The sequence below is a fragment of the Microbulbifer epialgicus genome (genome assembly GCF_041447265.1).
In the GTDB taxonomy this organism is placed as follows: Bacteria; Pseudomonadota; Gammaproteobacteria; order Pseudomonadales; family Cellvibrionaceae; genus Microbulbifer; species Microbulbifer epialgicus.
In genome coordinates this window covers 1-20,706 of the sequence record NZ_JBGMEK010000007.1, presented here as the reverse complement: position 1 = coordinate 20,706, position 20,706 = coordinate 1, and the positions used below count along the sequence as shown (strand labels likewise).

The following is a 20,706-nucleotide window of genomic DNA, read 5'->3' as shown; positions in this document are numbered from 1 at the left end:
GCAAGGAAGACTTATGTCGGCAAACAACAAGGTGATCTGGAGCGAGGGTATGTTTTTACGCCCTCAGCATTTTCAACAGCAGGATCGCTATCTTGAACAGTTGGTTGAGGCGCGCACGGCCTCGCTGGGGCCCTATACCTGGGGTGTGATTGAGCTGGGCATCGACAGTGAGCCGCTGTCTATGGGTAAAATTTCCGTGTCCCGCGTACGCGCTATCTTTCCTGATGGTACCCCGATATTGGCACCGGAAAATGAGCACCTGCCTGACGTTTTGGATGTACCGATCAATACGCGCGATGAAGTGGTTTACCTCTGTGTGCCGATGAAACGGCCGGGTAGCCAGGAATCCATACGGGATCAGGAAGATTTTCCCCAGGCGCGCTATCAAACGGCCAATTTCGACGCGCGTAACAGCGCCGCTGCTTCTGGTGAGTCTGCCCGCATCCAGGTGGGTAAGTTGCGTGTGTGTCTCAAGCTGGAAAGTGATGACCTGAGCGGCTATGCCGCGATCGGTATTGCGCGTATACGTGAGCGCCAGCCAGAGAAGCCGGTGGAATTGGATGCGGACTATATTCCACCGCTTTTAAATACAGAAACCTCGGCGGTAATTAAAGCCTATATCGAGGAGGTTAAGGGGCTACTCGATCATCGTGGTTCGGCTCTCGGGCACCGCCTCAGTGATAGTGGCAGAAGCGGCTCTGCGGAGATCGCCGATTACCTTTTACTGCAAGTGATTAACCGTTTCGAGCCACTACTGAAACAGATTACTTCCCAGCCGCGCTTGCATCCGCACTGTCTGTTTGTGGAACTGCTCCAGCTGGCTGGTGAGCTATCGACTTTCACTTCATCGACCAAACGCCCGCCGGATATTCCCAGTTATGCTCATGAAAACCTGCAACTTAGCTTTGCCGGGCTGTTTTCGGCTCTTCGCCAGTCGCTCTCTACCGTGCTGGAGCAGACAGCCATTCCCATGGAGCTGGTACAGAGAAAATTTGGTATTTATGTCGCGCCAGTTACCGATCCCTCACTGCTGAAGGGCGCCAGCTTTGTGATGGCCGCGAAAGCGGATATGCCTGGTGACCTGCTGCGCAGCCGTTTCCCCACCCAGTCCAAAGTGGCACCGGTAGAAGCTATTCGCGAATTGATTTCTGCGCAGTTGCCCGGCTTAAAATTGCGCCCACTGCCTGTGGCGCCACGGCAAATTCCCTATCATGCCGGGTTTACTTATTTTGAGTTGGAGCGCAGCGGTGAGCTGTGGCAGGCGATGTTACGGTCTGGCGGTTTTGCCGTGCATCTCGGAGCGGAGTTCCCCGGGCTGACCATGGAGCTTTGGGCGATAAGGAATAACTGATATGAGCAATGAAAGCCTTACTCCACCGCCGACACCCAATGCGGGTGATAGAACCGTAATGATTCCAACTCCGGGTGCGGCAGCCCCGGCGCAGCCGGCAGCGCCGTCCCAGCAGCCATTTTTTGCCAGCCCTGGTGGCAATGTGGATATGCAGATCCGCAACAGCTTAAACCCGCTGGTTTCTGCCGCCTCCAAATTGCTCGGTGTGATCATCAAGCTGCGCACAACCATGAATCATTCCAATGTGCCGGATTTACACAAGCGCTTGACCAAGGAAATCCAGGCGTTTGAAAGAGAGGCCAAGCAGTTGGCTCTGGCTCCGGAGTCGGTTCTCACTGCGCGCTACCTGCTGTGTACCGTAGTAGATGAAGTGGTACTTACTACTCCCTGGGGAACCGCCAGTGGCTGGAGCCAGCACTCGTTGTTAAGTCTGTTCCATAAAGAGACTTTTGGTGGAGAAAAATGCTTTGCTATTTTGCAGCGCATGCTCGAAACGCCGGCCTCCCATCTGGAACTGCTGGAGCTTTTCTACTTGTGCCTAAGCCTCGGCTTCCAGGGCAAGTACCGATTGGTGCAGCGCGGCCACGAACAGATCGAACAGATACGCGATGAACTGTACCGAACGATTGAGCAGCACAAGCCGGCTATGGACCGGGACCTGTCCCCCCGCTGGCAGGGCTGTGTCGAGCGCAAATCAGGCCTGATTCACTACGTGCCCTTATGGGTCGTTATGAGTGTTGCCTTGGGCCTGTTGGTCGCCACTTATAGCGGCTATCGCTGGTGGCTATACGAAACGACGACGCCAGTGGCTGATCGCGTTGTAGATCTCACAGGCAGTGACAGCGAAGCCCCGCAAGGGGAAGAAGGGTAACACTCGGACTGAACCGATCCGGCGCGGCAAAGCCCCGGGGAGATGGAGCTATTCATGAAACGCTTGCGCGACTTTTTTACCAATAAATGGGTGCTAGGACTGATCGGACTGTCAGCACTCTCTGTGCTTATTTGGTTTGGGGCGGATTACATCAAATTTGGCAGTGAAAACGCCACTCTTTCGCCAACTATTCGTATCACAATAATCGTATTTATTTTCGCCCTCTGGCTGGTGTGGAACTTGAGCCAGTGGTTGGTGGAGCGCCGCCAGAATCAGGCATTAATTAAGGGCATTGAAGAGTCTCAGGAGGCAGCACAGGATCCGGATGAGGAGCACTCCCGCGAGGAACTGGATGCACTGTCTGGGCGTTTCCGTGAAGCTATGGAAGTGTTGCGCAACGCCCGCTTCAAGTCAGACAAAGGTAAGATATCTCTATATCAGTTGCCCTGGTACATCATTATTGGTCCGCCCGGATGTGGTAAAACCACGGCTCTGGTGAATTCCGGCTTGGAGTTCCCCCTTGCGCAAAGTCACGGGAAAGAGGCTTTGGGTGGGGTTGGCGGTACGCGCAACTGCGATTGGTGGTTTACCAATGATGCGGTGCTGATAGATACCGCGGGCCGCTATACCACTCAAGATAGCCACAGGGTATATGACAACAGTGCATGGAAAGCTTTCCTGGGGTTATTGAAGCGCTATCGCCGCCGCCGCCCGATCAACGGCGCCATGGTTGCTATCAGTTTGCAGGATTTGATGGTGCAAACTGAGGAGCAGCGCCAGCATCAGGCAAAAACAATTCGCCAACGCGTAAATGAACTGCAGCAGGAATTGGGCATTCGCTTTCCTATCTATCTCACCTTCACCAAGTGTGACCTGGTGGCGGGCTTTAGTGAGTTCTTTGATAACCTGTCCCAAGCTGAGCGTGAGCAGGTTTGGGGCGTGAGTTTCCCACGCGAAACCAATGCTACGATCGGTGCGCCTTTGGATAACTTCAAGGCGGAATTCAACCAGTTGATAGAGCGCCTGAATCAGCGCGTTTTGTGGCGGGTGCACCAGGAGCGCAATGTAGAGAAGCGCGCTTTATTGCAGGGTTTCCCTGCTCGAATGGAAAATCTCGCAGGTATTCTGGCCGACTTTATCAAGCAATCCTTCGAGCCAAACCGCTACGAAACTGTGCCAATGGTAAGGGGCATTTACTTTACCAGTGGTACCCAAGAGGGTAGCCCGGTAGACAGAATGATGGCTTCGGTCACCGCAGACTTTGGTCTTGAGCGCAGTGTTGCGCACAAATTCCAAGGGGCGGGGAAGAGCTTTTTCCTACACCGCTTACTCAAGGATGTTATTTTTCCAGAGGCGGAGCTGGTTGGCGTTAACCGCAGGGTAGAAACAGCCAATCAGTGGCTGCGCAGAGGGGTGTATGCCACGCTGGCGGCGGTATTCGTGGGCTCGATTTTCCTTTGGAGCGGCAGTCTTGCGTCAAATAAGCTGTCTATGGGGGAGGTTAATGACAGCCTAGCTGCCTATCAACAGGCTGAGGATGAGCTCAAGGGTAAACGGCCCACGCCAGCAAATACCTTGAAAATGCTTGAGCCCCTGCGCCGGGCAACCTCAGTGTACGATCGCGAAGAGCACCCCTGGATATCTAACCTGGGTTTGTATGACAAACGCATCGACCAGGCGGTAGACCAGCTCTACCGTCATAAATTGGAAACTGTTTTCCTGCCGGCACTGTTGCGCGATATTGAGAGTAACCTCAGCCGCTTGGGCAGTGATGACCCGGCTCTGGTCAGTACGCTGAAAACTTACTTGATGTTCTTTAACCCGGACAAGCTCGATATTGCCAGTGTTGAGGGTTACTACAATTCACGCTGGGAGCGACAGTTGCCGGGGGAGGCTGGTGAGCAGGAGAATTTGCGCTATCACCTCGACCAGTTGTTAGCCCAAGCGATTCCCGCAAGTGTCCAGCAGAATGATCGGGTAGTGGCGCGTGCGCGCCAGCAGCTGCGACGTATCCCGGTACCGCAGCGTCTTTTCGCCCAGCTACAAAATAGCGATCTGGGTCAGACCTCGGTAGATCTTTATCAGGAGATTGGAGGTGATACCCAGCAGGTTTTTGGTGTAGCAGCTAACGATCCACGATTCAGTATCCCCTTCTTGTATACCAAAGCCGGATACAAGGAAATGGACTTCGGGGCCGCTTCCCAGCTGATGACAAACATGGCCGAGGAGCGCTGGATTTATGGTGGCGATCTCACTGGTGAGGACTTTACCGAGGCAGATCGCGCGAAACTTGGCGAGGATGTGAAGCGTATTTATCTGAGTGAATATCTGCAACAGTGGCAGTCTTTCCTCGGCGGTTTCAGTATCCGCAGATTTAACAGTACCTCCCAGGCTCTGGAGGTTCTCTCGACATTATCTGATCCCATCTATTCACCACTACTGGCCGTGACAGAAATCACCGCGGATAACACTCGCCTGACCCCTCGCCCTGAACTGCCCGTAGATGCTAAAGGCGTGCCGCTGCCGGTATCCAGCACTACTCGCAGGCTCGGGGGCGCTGCGCTGGATAGTGCTGCAGGTGCGCTGAAAGATCACTACAAGCCCAATATTGTCGATGTGCGTTTTGAAGAGGTGCAGCGCATTACCCAAAGTGAAAAGGGCAGGCCGGCGAGGATTCAGGAGTACCTTGTCACCATCAACAAGATTCAGGAGTACCTGACTGAGATTGATAGTGCACCCGATTCCAATGAGGCCGCTTTTGCTAGCGCCAAGGGTCGTTTTGCAGGGGGCGGTGACGCTATCAAGCAGCTGAGGGTTAAAGCGGCCAATGCGCCAGCTCCCTTTGATAGGTGGCTGACAGATATTGCTGACGGCACCTGGGCACTGGTGATGAGCAAGGCGAAAGGCCATCTCAACCGGGTATGGCGCGAGCAGGTCTATCTCAGTTATACCAATACCCTGGCCAATCGCTACCCGTTGCGCAGCGACCGCGATCAGGAAGTGCCGGTGATGGAGTTTAACCAATACTTCAAACCGGGCGGTATTCAGCAGAAGTTTGTCGATGAATACCTGAAGCCATTTGTCGACACCAGAAACTGGAAAGTGAAATATGTGGAGGGGCAGGGCATGAGCTTGTCCCAAGAGACTCTGTCTCAGTTGCGCCGTGCGGAAAAAATCCGCAAGACCTTCTTCGCTGCAGGAGCAAACGCATCCTATTCGTTTCGCATTGAGCCAACCAAGCTGGATTCCAGTGTGAGATTGTTTGAGCTGGAGTTGGGAGACCAGCGGGTTCCCTATTCCCATGGGCCCAAGACCAGTAAGAAACTCACTTGGCGCGGTGGTGAGAGCAACAGGGCGCGGATTATTTTTGAAGACCTGAATGAAACTGTGCACCGCAAACATTTTGAAGGGGACTGGGCATGGTACCGTCTTCTCGCCAGTTCTGATGTGGAATCTGGCCGCAGTAATGCTGAGCGATTGGTGACCTTTTCCGAGGAGGGACGCAAAGCACAGTTCAGGCTGATCGCCTCCAATGTAAATAATCCGTTTGATCGCAGCCTGCTACGTGGGTACAGGTGTCCAGAGACTCTGTGAGCAGAGAGAGAGTAATTTGCAAAACTCTATAGGTATTTTTGGCAAGCTGCCGGGGCATGGGGATTTTATCCAACGCCAGTTACCCGCCAGCTTTGTCAGTGTGTGGGATGAATGGCTGCAACGCACTGTACATGGCTCCCGAGAGATTATGGGCAATGAGTGGCTGGATTATTATTTAACCAGCCCGGTCTGGCGCTTTGTGCATGGTAAGGGGATGATTGATGAAAGCGCCTGGGCGGGGATACTGGTTCCCAGTGTGGATAGCGTTGGCCGTTACTTTCCGCTAACTATCACGGCACCGTTGCCCGCAGCTACCGATGCATTTACCTTCATGGCGCATGAAAAAGACTGGTTTCAGGGACTCTCTGAACTGGCGATCGGCGCTCTGCAAAATATGCTGCATGTCGATCAGCTATCTGAGGCTTTTGCACCAGTTCCTACGGGGTTATATACGGCGATTTTACCCGGGCCTCAATCAGACTTTTATGTATCCAGTGGTGATGCATCGGGTATTGAGAGTAGTTACGCGGGGCTGTTAGGACAGTTATGTAAAAAAAGCTTTGCCAGTTACAGCCTGTGGTGGTGTGAAGGGTCACAGCATCTAGCACCGACCAGTCTGTTATGTCCGTCACTGCCAAGCCCTGAGTTCTACTGTTCCATGCTGGGCGCAAGGCAGCGGCAAGTGGCGATGTAAGAAGTGAAGGGAAACACTGCGTGAAACAATTTGTTGTATTGGACAAAAACAAACACCGCCGGCACAGTGTTGTAGTGGGAGATATTTCTCACAGCGATAACCGGCATCTCTGCCCTGTGTACCCCACCGAATTCCATGCAGTGGCACGGGACTGCCCAATTGTCTTTGCCAGGTCCAAAGATGGGGAGCCGCTGGAAAGCTGCGCCATGCTGGGGATCAAACCTGGCAAGAATCTGTTTTGGCGGGAAGGTAAGTGGCAGGGGGAATATATACCGGCAACTCTGAGGGCGTATCCTTTCTATTTGTATTGTAAAGACAGTAGCCCTTCCAATGCTATTGTCTGTGTTGATCCCTCTGCATTGTCACTGACAGCGGTCAACGGGGTTGGGTACAAACTCTTTGAAAAAAACGGGGACCCAAGCCAACGTCTAGTGGAAGCCAGAAGTCTGCTAGAAAAGATTTATCAGCAGAAGATACAGAGCAGGGAGTTTGTTCGCCACCTGATGCAGATGGAGCTATTGCAGGAACAAGTGGTTCTGGTGGATCTGCCCCACAATACAAAGCATCAACTGACTGGGGTTTTCTGTGTTTCCGAGAAGCGTCTGGATGCATTGAGCAGGAGTGACTTCCTGGTTCTGCGTGAACGCGGCTATTTATCGATTATCTATGCGCATATCTTTTCCCTGAGGCAATCGGGGAATCTGAGCCAGTTGTTCAAGAAATATCACGCGCGCTCACTTCACTAAGCGGGCGAGTTAAATATTTAGGGCAGGCTGGTCGAGCTGGCAAACAAAGGAAATATAGTTGGTGTAGCCGTTGAGGTGATACCGCTTGCAGGCAGGGCAACTTGGATTAGCCTAGAAGTTGCTTACCCATCAATCGCTGCAGGAAGCAAAGGTTAAAGGTATGTCTTACTTTGTAGTATTTACCGGAGAAATCAGAGGATATTTTGAGCGGCGTCGTGCGATCGCTGCGCTGGGTAGTGAGTTTCATTTCAGTTTCAGTCAGATAAAGGCTCTGTTGGCCAGTTCCAGGTCCCAGTTGAAAAAAACCAATGATAGGGTAGAAGCCAGCCGATTTATACAGAAGTTGTGGAACTCTGGCTGGCACTCCCAATTGTATTTGGGTGCTGAGCTTTTACATTGCACTAAGACCTCCAGCGAGAGAGGAGAGTCGGAATTGCCCATTGTGCTGGGTAAGCTTAGCAGTGTAGATCCTCGTATCACCATAAGCGCACCGCGTGGCTGGCGTTCGTGCGATAACCTGAATCCCAGTGCGATAATCCAGGCTGGTAATGTAGAAGCCAATCGCTACCTGATTGTTTTGGCTCAGGATCGCTCTGAACTTCCCTCTGGACTTACGCTTGCCGACTACGGAGAGGCGCAAATGAAGCAATGTCTCGGGAAGGTCACCAATGGAGAAATTTTACGTGGCCCTGAGGCCATCGAATGGCCTTGGCAGAGTGTTATTGTGTATGAAATGTGTGCAAGTATCGGTCGAGAATCGATTCAATATTTAGTGGCATTTTCACAAAGTGCGCAATGTTTTTATACAGCGTTTCTCTGGACCGATTCACAAAGTATTCAACAGGCTAAAATCGAATTTATTCAGATAGTGGCAACTTTTAAGTATTTGCCAATGGGAGAGGAAGTCGCGGAAAACAAGAGCTCAGCTGTAATCGCCGTGTAATAGCCCTAAATAAAATCCTAGATATTAAAAATATAACAAAAATAATTTGCACAGCTTTGTGCTTCATGCACTTTTTTTAGGGTAATGTTGGTTCATCGTGTCATTTGCCTTGATTAGATCTTTACAACGTGTACTCTTCTCGAGATTCTTATTGAAGGAATGGATTTGGTACAAGGGATTTAATTCATGGCATTCCCAAATACGATAAATATCGAAGAGCTTGTTGCCCCGATCTCTCCAGAAAGCCCTGTGGGAGAGGACATACGGGAGGACCGTTCGCCCACCTCAGATTATTATTCCATCAAGGATGCGCGAAATAGTGCTCGGGCGGCTGAGCGCTCGGCGATGTTCGATGAAACGGACACTGATTTGTTGGCGCCCTGGCGAGACGTGGCCAAGTCCGCGGAAAAGATTCTTACCAAGAAAAGCAAGGACCTGGAGGTCGCCAGCTGGTATACCGAGGCGCTTATTCGCCTGCATGGCTTTGCCGGCCTCCGGGATGGCTTACAGTTGATTGATCAGTTCGTTGAAGATTTTTGGGACGGATTGTACCCACTGCCCGATGAAGATGGCATTGAAACCAAAGTGGCACCCCTCACGGGCCTCAACGGTGATGGCGGCGATGGCACCTTGATGATGCCTATTCGCAGTGCTCCGGTTACACCCGAGGGCGACTATGGAGATTTCTCCTTCTTCCAGCACCAGCAGGCGCGAGATGCCGATCGCATTGCTGATGACGATGCTAAAGCCGCACGAATTGAAACCTTGGGTTATAGTTTTGAGGACGTCAATCAATGTGTAAACAGTGCGAGTAACGAGTGGTCACAGAACCTGATTGAGACAATAGAGTCCAGCATTGCCCACTACAAAAATATTAACGATGCGCTGCGTAAGAGTTGCGGCCATGATGCCCCTCCTTCGACCAATATTTCCTCTCTTTTGGATGAGGTGCTGCGCACAGCCAGATTTATCTATAAAACCCAGTTGGAATCGATTGCCGCTCAGGCTGAAGCAACAACGACTCAAGGTGATGAGTCAGAATCAGCTGAGGCTGTCTCAGATGATGCTGTCCCAAATGTTGCGGCCACATTGGTTGCCAATGCTATCGTGGCTCCAACAGGGCCTGTGTCCTCGCGTGAGGATGCACTTCGCCTGCTAGAGCAGGCCGCCAAGTATTTCAGGACTTACGAGCCCCATACTCCGCTGGCACCAGGCCTGGAACGACTGATTGGCTGGGGGCGTATGACGGTTTCAGAATTGATGACAGAGTTGCTGCCGGACGAGCAGTCCCGAGCGCTCTATTCCCAGCTCACAGGAGTGCGCCTGGATGGCACCGATACTCAGCGTTATGTGGCGCCACCGGTATCGAGCGGCACCCCTCCGTCTGCGCCGGTGCCATCTGAGCCTGCAGCTGCGGCTTCTGAGCCTGCTTCCGATGATGCATGGGGCGGTCAACCACAAGAAGAAGCCAACACAGGTTGGTAGTTAATTGAGAATAGCAGTCCTTAAATCTAGGAAAGGAGACCTGAGATGTCTGAGAGCATCCACAACAAACTAAAGCGTGTGCGCAAGCCGCGTGTGCATATTACCTATGATGTAGAAACCAATGGCGCAGAAGTCAAAAAGGAGCTTCCTTTCGTGGCGGGCGTTATGGGCGATTATTCAGGTGATAACACTGAAAATCGCAAGGCGTTGAAAGATCGCAAATTCGTTCAAATCGATCGTGACAATTTCAACGATGTAATGACCAAGGTAAACCCGAAGTTGAACCTACAGGTGGAGAACACCCTGTCAGGTGACGGCAGTAAAATGGCCGTCGATCTCGATTTCAGACAAATGGACGACTTTTCCCCAGAGCAGATTGTGGATCAGGTTGAGCCGCTCAAGCAGCTTTTGGAGGCGCGCAGTAAATTGCGTGACCTATTGAGCAAGGCTGACCGTTCAGAAGAGCTGGAGAAAGTTCTGGAAGATATTCTGAAGAGCACGGAAAACGTAGGCGCTATTTCCGAGCAGCTGGGCCTGAACAAGGATAAAGGAGAGGACTCAGAATGAGCACAGAAGTAGAAAATGTAGCGGAAAGCGAAGCTGAGGAACAATCTTCCAGCCTGTTGGACCAGGCGATTGCCGCAACCAAGCAAACTGAGCCTCAAGAAGCGCAAGACCTGATTGCAAACCTCACTGAACAGGTCCTGAAAGGTACTGTTACCTGGGACCGCAACCTGACTCAGACCATTAAAACTGCGGTTAGCGCGATTGACCAGGCTATGTCCAAGCAGCTGTCCGCTATCCTGCACGATGAAAAATTTCAAAAGCTGGAAGGCTCTTGGCGTGGGCTCAACCACTTGGTGATGAACTCTGAAACCGGGGCAACCATGAAGATCCGCATGCTCAACCTGAGCAAGCGTGAACTGTTCCGTGACCTGGACAAAGCCGTTGAGTTTGACCAGAGCCAGACCTTCAAGAAAATCTATGAAGAAGAGTTTGGCACTGCTGGTGGTGAGCCCTATGGCTGCATGATTGGTGATTTCGAATTTACCAGCCACCCAGAAGATATCGAGCTGCTGAGCAAGATGTCGAATGTTGCTGCAGCGGGCTTCTGTCCGTTTATCTCCGCAGCCGGTTCCGGTATGTTCGGCTTTGATGATTACACCGAGTTGTCCAAGCCCCGCGATCTCGGCGGTATTTTTGAGTCAGCTGAATACATCAAGTGGCGCAGCTTCCGCGACAGTGATGATTCCCGTTTCGTGACTTTGGTAATGCCGCGCACCCTGGCTCGTACCCCTTATGGTGCCAACACCAAGCCCATCGAAGCTTTTGACTTCGAGGAATTTGAAGTTGATGAATCCGGTGTTTCCCGCCCTGCTGAGCACGACCAGTACTGCTGGATGAATGCTTCTTATGTTATGGGTACCACCATGACCAAAGCTTTCGCTGAAAACTCCTGGTGTACTGCAATTCGCGGTGCAGAGGGTGGTGGTAAGGTAGAAGGTCTGCCCTCACACGTGTTTAAAAGTGATGACGGCGATCTTGACCAGAAATGCCCTACTGAAATCGGTATTACAGACCGCCGTGAAGCGGAACTCAGTGCTCAGGGCTTCCTGCCGCTATGCCATTATAAAAATACTGATTATTCCGTATTTTTCGGTTCTCAGAGCGCACAGAAAGCCAAGACTTATGATGACCCAGATGCAACTGCAAACGCAGCTATTTCCGCGCGTTTGCCTTATCTGATGGCCACTTCTCGTATCGCCCATTACCTAAAAGTAATGGCCCGGGACAAGGTGGGTTCTTTCATGGAAGCCAGTGACTGTGAGCGCTGGTTGAACAAGTGGATTTCCCAATACACCAACTCCAACCCGGACGCGAGCCCGGAAATGAAGGCGAAGTACCCGCTCTCTGAGGCCCGTGTGGAAGTGAAGGAAATTCCAGGACAGCCTGGCTGCTACAGTGCAGTTGCTTATTTGAAGCCTTGGCTGCAGATGGAAGAGCTGACTACATCCATGCGTATGGTGGCGAATATCCCGTCCGCTGGATAATGCCACAGGCCCGCCTGTTTGAGGCGGGCCACCTCTTCAAAGGGCCTTGCTCAAGGCTAGGATTCTATCGAGTCTCTCAGGAACAATGCTTGTGGGAGTTTTCCGGTGCCTTGCGCAACACATGACCAGATAATGGAAGATCATCTAGACGTACTACCGGAAAAGTTGGCCAAGGGAGAGCAGAGCGAACTTCGGCGCTTTTTACGCGAGCCGGATGAGCTGTTTGCCTTTGAATATTGGCTAACTGAAATTTGCCCCTGCTCAAAGAAGGATAATTTTTCTGTTCGCCAATATCTCAGCCGCATGATTATGGAGCTGGATGAGCTTATTTGTGATCAGGTAAACCGGATCATACACCACCCTCGCTTTCAGCAACTTGAAGCAAGTTGGCGTGGTTTGTCCATGCTGGTTTTTAATACGCCTCACTCGGACAATATCAAGATCAAACTGCTGGATGCCAACTGGCGGGATTTAAGCAAAGATATGGAAAGAGCTCCGGATTTTGATCAGTCCGGTCTGTTTCACCTGGTTTACAACGAGGAATTTGGTACTCCGGGTGGCGAGCCATTTGGATTGCTACTGGGCGATTACTATATCTGTCATCGACCAATGCCGGGCCACCCCTACGATGATGTGTTTACTCTGCAGGGAATAGCGCATACAGCAGCAGCCGCTTTTGCTCCTTTTATTTGCGCGGCCACTCCATACCTATTTGGTATTGACCATTTCGATGACTTGGCAAAACCAATTCAGTTTTCCGAAGTTTTTCGTCAGAAAGAGTATATTCGCTGGAACAGTTTGCGCGACCTGGAAGATAGCCGCTTCGTCGCGGTTACCCTGCCGTATGTGCTTATGCGTGAGCCCTACAATGTTGAATTTTCTCGCTATCGTGGATTGAGATTCCAGGAGCAGGTCAATGCTTCTCACAACCGACACTATTTATGGGGTAATGCCTGTTTTGCCCTGGGCGCTGTACTACTGCGTGAATTTAGTGAGGTGGGATGGTTTTCCCATATTCGTGGCGTAGCCCGCGATCACCTGGGTGGCGGTCTGGTAACCCAGTTGCCGAAAATACCCTATAGACCAGATAGCAATCCTTCCATGGTGCGTATGTCCACCTCGATTCTGGTTACAGATTTTGCTGAACGGGATTTGTCTGAGCTGGGATTTGCCTGCTTGAGCCACTGTTATGATACCCCTTACAGCGCATTTAATAGTGTGCCGTCTCTACAAAAGGCTAAGCAATACACCTCGAAAGCCGCCACAGCGAATGCGCGTATCAGTTCCATGTTACAGCAGATTCTTTGTGCGTCCCGCTTTGCACATTATATCAAGGTAATGATCAGGGATAAGGTTGGTGCCTATATGAATGCCGCTGACTGTGAACGCCAGTTACAACAGTGGCTCGATCGTTATACGACTGGCCGTGACGATCTTTCGTGGGAGATGCTTGCGCGCTATCCATTGCGCGAGGCACGAGTCAGGGTGGTTGATGAGCCTGGCAAGGCAGGTAGCTATCAAAGTGTTATCCACTTGAAAAGTCATTATACCGTTGATCATTTGGTTTCTGAACTGAAGCTGACTACGGCCTTGGCGACCATAGGTGTAGGAGGCACTTAGGTTTATGGCAAAGGAAAAGCGCCTGCTGGCACCGGTTCTGGACAGACTGCTGGATTCTTCTAGCAGAATGGATATACATCAATCCCATCAGGTTCTGAGGCAATTACGTGAGGGAGTGCGACGCGATCTCGAGTACCTATTTAATACGCGCTATCGCTGTATTTCTGCTCCTGATGGACTGGATAATCTTGAGCACTCAAATATTAATTATGGTCTCCCGGATTTATCCACAGTAAATTTATCTTCATTGGGCAGCAGGAAACAGTTTTGCCGGGATATAGAAAAAACAATCCTAAATTTTGAGCCAAGAATTCGCTCGGTAAAAGTCACAACCCAGGAAAAGGTTGATGTAGAGGATCCGAGTATTCGTTTTCGAGTCGAAGCTGTATTGCATGTGAACCCGGCGGCAGAAGTGATTGTGTTTGATTCGGCCCTGAACCCTGTGACCCAACTGGTAGACGTGTCTGAGATTTTGTAATGAGTGAAAAATTAATCGATCTCTATGAGCGCGAATTAGCCTTCATTCAGCAAACTTCTGCTGAATTTGCTCGGATGCATCCCGCAGCGGCCTCGCGATTACAATTGGATGCGGAAACAGTTGACGACCCTCTCGTGGGACGCTTGCTATCGGGTTTCGCTTATATGAATGCGAGGGTACAGCAGAAACTCAGCGATGATTTTCCTGAGCTGACAGATGCTATGCTCGAAACCCTTTATCCGCATTATCTAAGGCCAATTCCCTCCTGCGCTATTGTACAGTTTGAGCCGGATGCAGATCTTGATGCTATCACTCCGGTGGCAGCTGGTACTTTATTGGAAAGTGAAAGCTTTCAAGGACAGACCTGTCGCTTTACTACTAATTATCCGGTAGATATCAGTCCATTTCAGCCCGTGAGCGCTAGTCTGATGCCCAGGCCCTTTATTGCACCTGGTTGTAATGATATCCAAGGGGCAAATGCGGTTCTTAAATTGTCCTTAAAAGCTTTGAGCCCGGATTTAAGTTTTGCAGGAATGACGCCGGAAAATTTGCGTTTTTTCCTGCGCGGTCAAGCTACGCATGTATATGCTCTTTACGATTTGTTGCTGACAAAATGTGTAAAGTTGGTAGTAGCCAATGGTGAGAGTGACCCTAAACCAACGTTTCTATCTCCTGATGATATCAAACAGGTAGGACTGGACGAAGATCAGGGGTTGTTGCCTTACCCCGATACAGCATTTATTGGCTATCGGCTACTGACAGAATATTTTGCTTTTCCGGAAAAATTTCTATTTCTGGATATTGCCAATTTGCAGAATGCTCTGAATGAGAGCTATGGGGATACTCTAAATCTCTATTTCTATCTTTCTGAAACCCATGAAGAATTGGAAAAACAACTGGTTCCCAGTATGTTTGCCCTTGGCTGCACTCCGGTAATCAACTTATTTAGTCAGAGTGCTGATCCAATCCCCTTGAGTCACACTCAATATAATTATCATATTGTGCCCGATGCTCGCCGCAGTGATGGCTTGGAGATTTATTCCATTGACGAGGTGGCTGCGACAGATGGTGATGGAGAAACGACCAATTACCGGCCATTTTATGGCATTAAGCATAGTCAGCATCATGCGGAGCAATCGGCATTCTGGTACAGCCAGCGCAGAGATGTTATTGAAGGTGAGCATCGCAATGAACAGGCTTCAGAGGTTGATATCAGCCTGGTAGATCTCGATTTTAATCCACACAGAATCAGTGACCAGACGCTGGATATTAAGCTAACTTGCTGTAATCGCAATTTGCCAAAAAAACTACCCAGTGGGAATTCGCAACCTTATCTTGAGGTGGTGGATGGAGATGTTCCAGCCAGTCGTATTTCCAGTGTGGTTGCGCCAACAGCGACATTGAGACCTCCGAGAAGGGAGCGTGGTTTCTGGCGATTAATTTCGCACCTGAACTTGAATCATCTTTCACTATCAGGTGATCAGGGTTGCGACGCCCTCAAGGAGATATTCAGACTATATGATTTTCGCGATTCTGCCAGCACGCGTAACTTAATTGAGTCCTTGCTTAAATTGCAAACCAAGCCTGTTACCGCACCGATACAGATCGATCAGAGTGTAGTTTTGTGCCGGGGTACTGAAGTGGAAATAGAACTCGATTCGATGATGCTTACTGGTACAAGCCCACTCTTATTTGCCAGTATTATTGAGCGCTTTTTAGGACTCTATTGCTCTATTAATTCATTTACCAAATTGATTGCCACTATGAGTGGCAGAGATGGAGACTTGAAAAGATGGCCACCTCGCGCCGGCGAAAAAGCTTTACTGTAATAGAGCGGCTGCGCCGAGAACCCTACAATTTCGACTTTTTCCAGGCTGTACGTCTGGTAGAGCGGGCAGTGTCAATGTCGGATGGCGGGTTCTGCAACGAGCCTATTGCTGGAGCCGCACCACCATCCAAAGAATTGGTTCGCTTTAGCGCTCAATCGGGGCTTTCATTTGTTGGCTCAGACGTTTTACGCCTTGAGAAAAAACAGTCCGTTGGTGGCCAAGGGCAGGACGCCGATGTCAGCCAATGGCATATGGAGGTTGGGTTTACCGGTTTGATCGGTAGTCAGGGGGTTTTGCCGTACTACCTGACTGAGCTTGTGCAAAAAGAGCTGAGGGAAAATAACACGGCTCTACGTGATTTTCTCGATATGTTCAACCATCGCCATGTGTCACTGCTCTACCAAGCTTGGTACAAATATCAACTTCCAGTGAATTATGAACGGCAGCGTCTGCGCAATGAGCGTGAGCCTGATCTTTTCACCCAAGCTATTGCTTCCCTGGCTGGACTCGGCACGAGTGAAATGCGTTACCGGATGCCTATACCTGATGAGGCAATGTTGGGAATGGCCGGCCACCTTGGTCAGGAGCGCTGCTCTGCGGCAGCTCTGACCAGTATGATCAAGCACTACTTTAATCTTATCGTGAGTATTGAGCAGTTCCAGGGACAATGGGATGAGTTACCCAAAGATATTCTCTGTAGGCTCCCGTGTGATGAGGCTCCTGATGGAGTGAATAATTGCCTTGGTACCAACACGATCCTGGGGACTCATTGCTTCCAGGCACAGAATAAATTCCGGGTGATTATAGAACCAATGGCCTATGAGCAATTTATGACAATTGCCCCTGGAACCCAGAAATTGGAAGCATTAAAAGCGTTTATTAAGTTTAGCGCGGGTATTGAAATGGATTTTGAACTTTCCGTATCACTGCCTTCCAAGCAGGTGTCACCGGTACAGTTAAATCGGAAATCTGAATATGAGCCCCTGCTGGGATGGAATACTCATATGGCCAGTGAGCAGGAAGCTGTAGATCCAGTACAGATTACGCTAAGTGCTGAAAATTTATCGCCCGATGAAGCTTTACCAGCAGCATAAGTAATATTTAACAATAATTTTTAAAAGGACCTTTACGCCGTGATTAATATTGATCTGAAGCGGTTAGTGGATACCATGACACCGCACATGCGTGACTCTCTTGAGGGGGCTGCCGGTCTGTGCCTGGCACAGAACCAGTACAATGTAGAGTTAGAGCACTGGCTACTCAAATTGTTGGACCAGTCTGATACAGACTTGTATCACCTGCTGGAAAAACATGATTGTAACCCAGCTAATTTCGCCAAACAGTTGGCAACGGCAATTGCTGGGTTCCGCTCTGGAAGCAGCCGCCCACCGGCGCTGTCTCCGACTATTGTAGAGTCAGGTAAAAATGCTTGGATGCTTGCTTCAATCGACTATGGCCATCGTGCTATCAGTTCCGGACATTTCCTGGCGGCGCTATTATTGGAAGAAACCTCCCGCCGACAAATCCTGGAGTCTTGTCCCGAACTCAAGAATATAGCCCCGGAATCTGTCCGTGAAACAGCCAGAGCGATGTTTGGTCAGAGCGGAGAATCCAGCCATGTAGGAGCTGCGGCAGCCAGTAGTGACGGAGCTGCCGCGGTGGCCGCAGCAGCCAGTAAGGCGCCGGCGTTGGACAAGTACACTATTAACCTCACCGAAAGAGCCAAAAAGGGTGAGATCGACCCTGTACTTGGCCGAGATGAGGAGATTCGTCAGTGTATCGATATCCTAACCCGTCGCCGGCAAAATAACCCAATTCTTACCGGCGAAGCCGGTGTCGGCAAAACCGCCGTCGTGGAAGGGTTTGCATTGCGCATTGCCAGTGGTGATGTACCAGAGCCATTGCGTGGTGTCGCTGTACGTACACTCGACCTCGGCTTGCTACAGGCGGGCGCCAGCGTAAAGGGCGAATTTGAGAATCGCCTGAAATCGGTTATCGAAGAAGTACGCGCTTCAGCTACGCCAATAATTTTATTTATTGACGAAGCCCACACCATGATTGGTGCTGGTGGTAAAGAAGGACAGGGTGATGCGGCTAACTTGCTGAAGCCTGCGTTGGCCAGGGGGGAATTGCGTACTCTCGCCGCAACCACATGGGCGGAATACAAAAAATATTTCGAGCGCGACCCAGCCCTGACCAGACGCTTCCAAGTGGTAAAAGTGGAAGAGCCAGATGAAAACAATGCTATTGATATGATGCGCGGTATTGCTACTTCCCTGGAACAGCATCACAAAGTGCGTATTCTGGATGAAGCAGTTATCGCATCAGTGAAATTGTCCCATCGCTATATTCCCGGCCGCCAGCTTCCTGATAAGTCGGTAAGTCTGTTAGACACCGCCTGTGCTCGGGTGGCTTTGAGTCAGTCGGCTACACCGGGGGCAATTGAAGATGCTCGTATTAATATTAACCGCACTACTACCACTCTGGCCAAGCTGGAACGTGAAAATGCGGCAATGGGTGAGCACGAAGAGCAATTGGTTGAGTTGAGAGAGTTTAAGCAAGCCGAAGAGCAGCGCCAGGCCTCTCTGGAGCAGCAACTTACTCAGGAAAATGAGCTGATTGAGCAGATTCAGAAACTGCGTGATCTGATTGACGCCGAGTTTATAAAAACTCAGGGTGGTAATAGTGAAGAGGCTCCCGATGCTGCCTTGTTGGCAGACTACCAAGAACAACTTAAAGCTCTTACCTCTGATCTGGAGGCGATCCAGGGAGATACACCACTCATGCAGCCTGCGGTGGATGAGCAGGCAATAGCTGCGGTAGTTGCCAACTGGACTGGAATCCCGGTAGGCAAAATGGTGAGCGATGAAATTGTTGCAGTGAAGACACTGGCCGACCGCCTGAATAAGCGTGTCATAGGACAGCCACACGCAATTGAGGCCGTTGCCCAGGCAATCCGTACCTCCCGTGCTGGATTGACTGATCCCCGTAAGCCTGTCGGGGTATTTATGTTCTGCGGTACCAGTGGTGTGGGTAAAACCGAAACTGCGTTGGCTTTAGCGGATGAGCTATTTGGCGGTGAGCAAAGTATTACCACAATTAATATGGCTGAGTTCAAGGAAGAGCATAAAGTTTCCATGCTTCTGGGCTCTCCACCCGGGTATGTTGGTTACGGAGAAGGTGGTGTGCTCACTGAAGCTGCACGACGTAAGCCTTATTCAGTAATCCTGCTAGATGAAATGGAAAAAGCCCATCCGGGTGTGCAGGATATTTTCTACAATTTGTTTGATAAAGGCACGATTAAGGATGGTGAAGGTCGTGATATCGACTTTAAGAACACAGTCATTATCATGACTTCAAACGCTGGTGAAGACGCTATCAGAGCTATCTTTAACCAAGTTGAGGAAAAGCCTGAACCGGATGTATTGTTGGATAATATCCGTCCTCATCTGCTACAGAAATTCAAGCCGGCATTCCTCGGCCGGGCTAATGTAGTTGCCTACTACCCGCTGGATGATGAGGATCTGGTTGAGATTTGTAAAATCAATATGCGTAAGATTGAGAAGCGAGTGCGTGAGCACTACGGAGCATCTTTCTCATATGATGAGGATGTACTTATAAATATCGTAGCGCGATGTCATGAAGCTGATACTGGCGCCCGTAATATTGAGGTGATTTTAAATAAAACCCTGTTACCTGAATTGGCTAGTGAGTGCCTGGATAAGATGGCTAAAGGTGAAGAGGTTAAGGTAATTAAAGTTTCCGCGACTGAAGAAGGTGACTTTGCCTATAACGTAGAATAATCAGAAAACTAGCCCAGTAGTGGGGTCAACTGGATTGCACTACTGGGCTGGGTACCACTTAATGCCATATTGCTATAGTTACTTCTGCTAAGTCAGATTAGTGAATCATCCTTCCTGCTCTCATTACTAAGTCAGAGATAGCCCGGTGCATACGTAAGAACACCATGCGTATAAATGAGACCGTGATGTCAACTCCTTCCACAATAGTCATACCGATTAACTGAGCAAATCTACGTATTAACCGCATTACCCAGTAGGAAATATCTTTACTTACTTGGTAGGCGTTATGTAGGAATATTGCCAATCTGTCTAAGATGGTAAATGTTGTACTCCCTGCAACAACCAAAGAGATCCCAGCCAAGTGACCGATCTTCTTTAAGACCCAGAGTAATGCCTCTCCGGCAATCCAAGCGGTATTCATGGATAATGAGAGAATACCATCAGATTTAAGCCAGGTTTCGATACTTTTATCCAAGTTGCCTTTAGGCTTTCTTTGTCTAACAGTATCCCAATCTAGGCTCGTTTCATTCGGTGCGACAGAGTCAATATAGGTTACGCTACTATGATTAGTAAGAGGGTTATAGCTTGGGCTTGGTAGTTCAAAATCTCCTATTCCACCGCTAGGTACATGAACAAATGGCCAAGTAGGTACCATAGGAACAGCATCGGCTCGATGATAAACTCGGTAGATATTGTGAGGAGTTAATCGGCGTTTACAATTATTGGAGAATTGATCAAGTCCAACCCTGGGGCTTCCATAGGTGTAGAGCTTTACAGTTTTTCCTGTGTTAGAGGAGAGCCAATCCGCAGCTAGAGTCGCTAGAGCCCCACCTAGGCTATGTCCAACGCAGTGTATTGTATGTATGTTAGATGGAAGATTTTGAGAAAAGTTTTCTAGCTGAGGAAAGAAACTTTCAAATGGGCATCTCTATAAATTCGGAGATAAATTTACGAATTATTGGAGTGCTATTTTATGGTTGAGTTTTAGTTGTAAAACTGAGCTTATTCGATAAATATTGATAGTTAGTGTGTTTTATAGTAATTCCAAGTAAAACTCATATCCATTTTATCCCACTCTTCATGCTGCGGGCGCAATTCGACTGTATAAACTGACAAATCGACGCATGTTGTAAACCAAATTCATCATGCCAACCTTAACATTGGCGCGCGCAAGTCCTATAGTTCGAACGAACATTCCTCCCTGTTCATTTTCCATAGAACCAAATACATGCTCAACTCTG

The 20,706-nt window shown here is 49.8% G+C and carries 14 protein-coding genes and 2 pseudogenes; 14 read left to right on the top strand and 2 right to left on the bottom strand.

From position 1 onward, the window contains the following. Window positions 1–13 precede the first annotated feature (13 nt). The 14 genes from tssK (at window position 14) to tssH (ending at window position 19,465) form a co-directional block, all read left to right on the top strand. Window positions 14–1,351, top strand: a complete 1,338-nt coding sequence (tssK, locus tag ACCI49_RS05030; protein WP_371837886.1) for a type VI secretion system baseplate subunit TssK — start codon at window positions 14–16, stop codon at window positions 1,349–1,351. Between the two features lies 1 nt (window position 1,352). Further along, window positions 1,353–2,222 carry a type IVB secretion system protein IcmH/DotU gene (gene icmH, locus ACCI49_RS05025; protein ID WP_371837885.1) on the top strand — a complete coding sequence of 290 codons (870 nt, stop codon included), beginning with the start codon at window positions 1,353–1,355 and terminating at the stop codon, window positions 2,220–2,222. A gap of 54 nt (window positions 2,223–2,276) precedes the next feature. Then, the gene (tssM, locus tag ACCI49_RS05020; protein ID WP_371837884.1) at window positions 2,277–5,816 is read left to right on the top strand and encodes a type VI secretion system membrane subunit TssM; all 3,540 of its coding nucleotides are present in this window, start codon (window positions 2,277–2,279) and stop codon (window positions 5,814–5,816) included. A 16-nt stretch (window positions 5,817–5,832) separates the two neighbouring features. Beyond that, window positions 5,833–6,510, top strand: a complete 678-nt coding sequence (tagF, locus tag ACCI49_RS05015) for a type VI secretion system-associated protein TagF (protein ID WP_371837883.1) — start codon at window positions 5,833–5,835, stop codon at window positions 6,508–6,510. A 20-nt stretch (window positions 6,511–6,530) separates the two neighbouring features. After that, window positions 6,531–7,256 (top strand): SapC family protein, encoded by a 726-nt coding sequence (locus ACCI49_RS05010; protein ID WP_371837882.1) that lies wholly within the window; start codon window positions 6,531–6,533, stop codon window positions 7,254–7,256. A gap of 160 nt (window positions 7,257–7,416) precedes the next feature. Beyond that, window positions 7,417–8,199 carry a hypothetical protein gene (locus ACCI49_RS05005; protein ID WP_371837881.1) on the top strand — a complete coding sequence of 261 codons (783 nt, stop codon included), beginning with the start codon at window positions 7,417–7,419 and terminating at the stop codon, window positions 8,197–8,199. 186 nt (window positions 8,200–8,385) lie between these two features. After that, a complete protein-coding gene (gene tssA / locus ACCI49_RS05000) occupies window positions 8,386–9,684 on the top strand; it encodes a type VI secretion system protein TssA (RefSeq protein WP_371837880.1) in 1,299 nt (432 codons plus the stop codon). Window positions 9,685–9,729: 45 nt separating this feature from the next. Next, the gene (tssB, locus tag ACCI49_RS04995; protein ID WP_020413601.1) at window positions 9,730–10,251 is read left to right on the top strand and encodes a type VI secretion system contractile sheath small subunit; all 522 of its coding nucleotides are present in this window, start codon (window positions 9,730–9,732) and stop codon (window positions 10,249–10,251) included. After that, complete coding sequence (gene tssC, locus ACCI49_RS04990) at window positions 10,248–11,735, top strand: type VI secretion system contractile sheath large subunit (protein ID WP_371837879.1); 1,488 nt, start codon at window positions 10,248–10,250, stop codon at window positions 11,733–11,735. The genes tssB and tssC (ACCI49_RS04990) overlap by 4 nt, the downstream gene beginning before the upstream one ends. 132 nt (window positions 11,736–11,867) lie before the next feature. Next, the gene (gene tssC, locus ACCI49_RS04985) at window positions 11,868–13,355 is read left to right on the top strand and encodes a type VI secretion system contractile sheath large subunit (RefSeq protein ID WP_371837878.1); all 1,488 of its coding nucleotides are present in this window, start codon (window positions 11,868–11,870) and stop codon (window positions 13,353–13,355) included. 4 nt (window positions 13,356–13,359) lie between these two features. Beyond that, the gene (tssE, locus tag ACCI49_RS04980) at window positions 13,360–13,833 is read left to right on the top strand and encodes a type VI secretion system baseplate subunit TssE (protein ID WP_371837877.1); all 474 of its coding nucleotides are present in this window, start codon (window positions 13,360–13,362) and stop codon (window positions 13,831–13,833) included. Continuing rightward, on the top strand, window positions 13,833–15,662 hold the full coding sequence (gene tssF, locus ACCI49_RS04975) for a type VI secretion system baseplate subunit TssF (RefSeq protein ID WP_371837876.1): 1,830 nt from the start codon (window positions 13,833–13,835) through the stop codon (window positions 15,660–15,662). Before tssE ends, tssF begins: the two co-directional genes overlap by 1 nt. Further along, the gene (gene tssG / locus ACCI49_RS04970; RefSeq protein WP_371837875.1) at window positions 15,626–16,756 is read left to right on the top strand and encodes a type VI secretion system baseplate subunit TssG; all 1,131 of its coding nucleotides are present in this window, start codon (window positions 15,626–15,628) and stop codon (window positions 16,754–16,756) included. The genes tssF and tssG overlap by 37 nt, the downstream gene beginning before the upstream one ends. 39 nt (window positions 16,757–16,795) lie before the next feature. Then, window positions 16,796–19,465, top strand: coding sequence for a type VI secretion system ATPase TssH (tssH, locus tag ACCI49_RS04965; RefSeq protein WP_371837874.1), 2,670 nt, complete (start codon window positions 16,796–16,798; stop codon window positions 19,463–19,465). Window positions 19,466–19,562: 97 nt separating this feature from the next. Here the strand turns inward: tssH and ACCI49_RS04960 are convergent. Both ACCI49_RS04960 and ACCI49_RS04955 read right to left on the bottom strand, forming a co-directional pair. After that, window positions 19,563–20,363: pseudogene (locus tag ACCI49_RS04960) on the bottom strand (lipase family protein); the annotation flags it as partial. A gap of 180 nt (window positions 20,364–20,543) precedes the next feature. Then, window positions 20,544–20,706 (bottom strand): annotated as a pseudogene (locus ACCI49_RS04955) (IS5/IS1182 family transposase); the annotation flags it as partial.

Bases quoted from the DNA above. Each gene is read 5' to 3' on its own strand.
- tssB (WP_020413601.1), top strand. From the start codon at position 9,730: ATGTCTGAGAGCATCCACAACAAACTAAAGCGTGTGCGCAAGCCGCGT.
- ACCI49_RS05005 (WP_371837881.1), top strand. From the start codon at position 7,417: ATGTCTTACTTTGTAGTATTTACCGGAGAAATCAGAGGATATTTTGAG.
- tssF (WP_371837876.1), top strand. From the start codon at position 13,833: ATGAGTGAAAAATTAATCGATCTCTATGAGCGCGAATTAGCCTTCATT.
- icmH (WP_371837885.1), top strand. From the start codon at position 1,353: ATGAGCAATGAAAGCCTTACTCCACCGCCGACACCCAATGCGGGTGAT.
- tssG (WP_371837875.1), top strand. From the start codon at position 15,626: ATGGCCACCTCGCGCCGGCGAAAAAGCTTTACTGTAATAGAGCGGCTG.
- tssM (WP_371837884.1), top strand. From the start codon at position 2,277: ATGAAACGCTTGCGCGACTTTTTTACCAATAAATGGGTGCTAGGACTG.
- tssK (WP_371837886.1), top strand. From the start codon at position 14: ATGTCGGCAAACAACAAGGTGATCTGGAGCGAGGGTATGTTTTTACGC.
- tssC (WP_371837879.1), top strand. From the start codon at position 10,248: ATGAGCACAGAAGTAGAAAATGTAGCGGAAAGCGAAGCTGAGGAACAA.
- tssC (WP_371837878.1), top strand. From the start codon at position 11,868: ATGGAAGATCATCTAGACGTACTACCGGAAAAGTTGGCCAAGGGAGAG.
- tssE (WP_371837877.1), top strand. From the start codon at position 13,360: ATGGCAAAGGAAAAGCGCCTGCTGGCACCGGTTCTGGACAGACTGCTG.
- tssA (WP_371837880.1), top strand. From the start codon at position 8,386: ATGGCATTCCCAAATACGATAAATATCGAAGAGCTTGTTGCCCCGATC.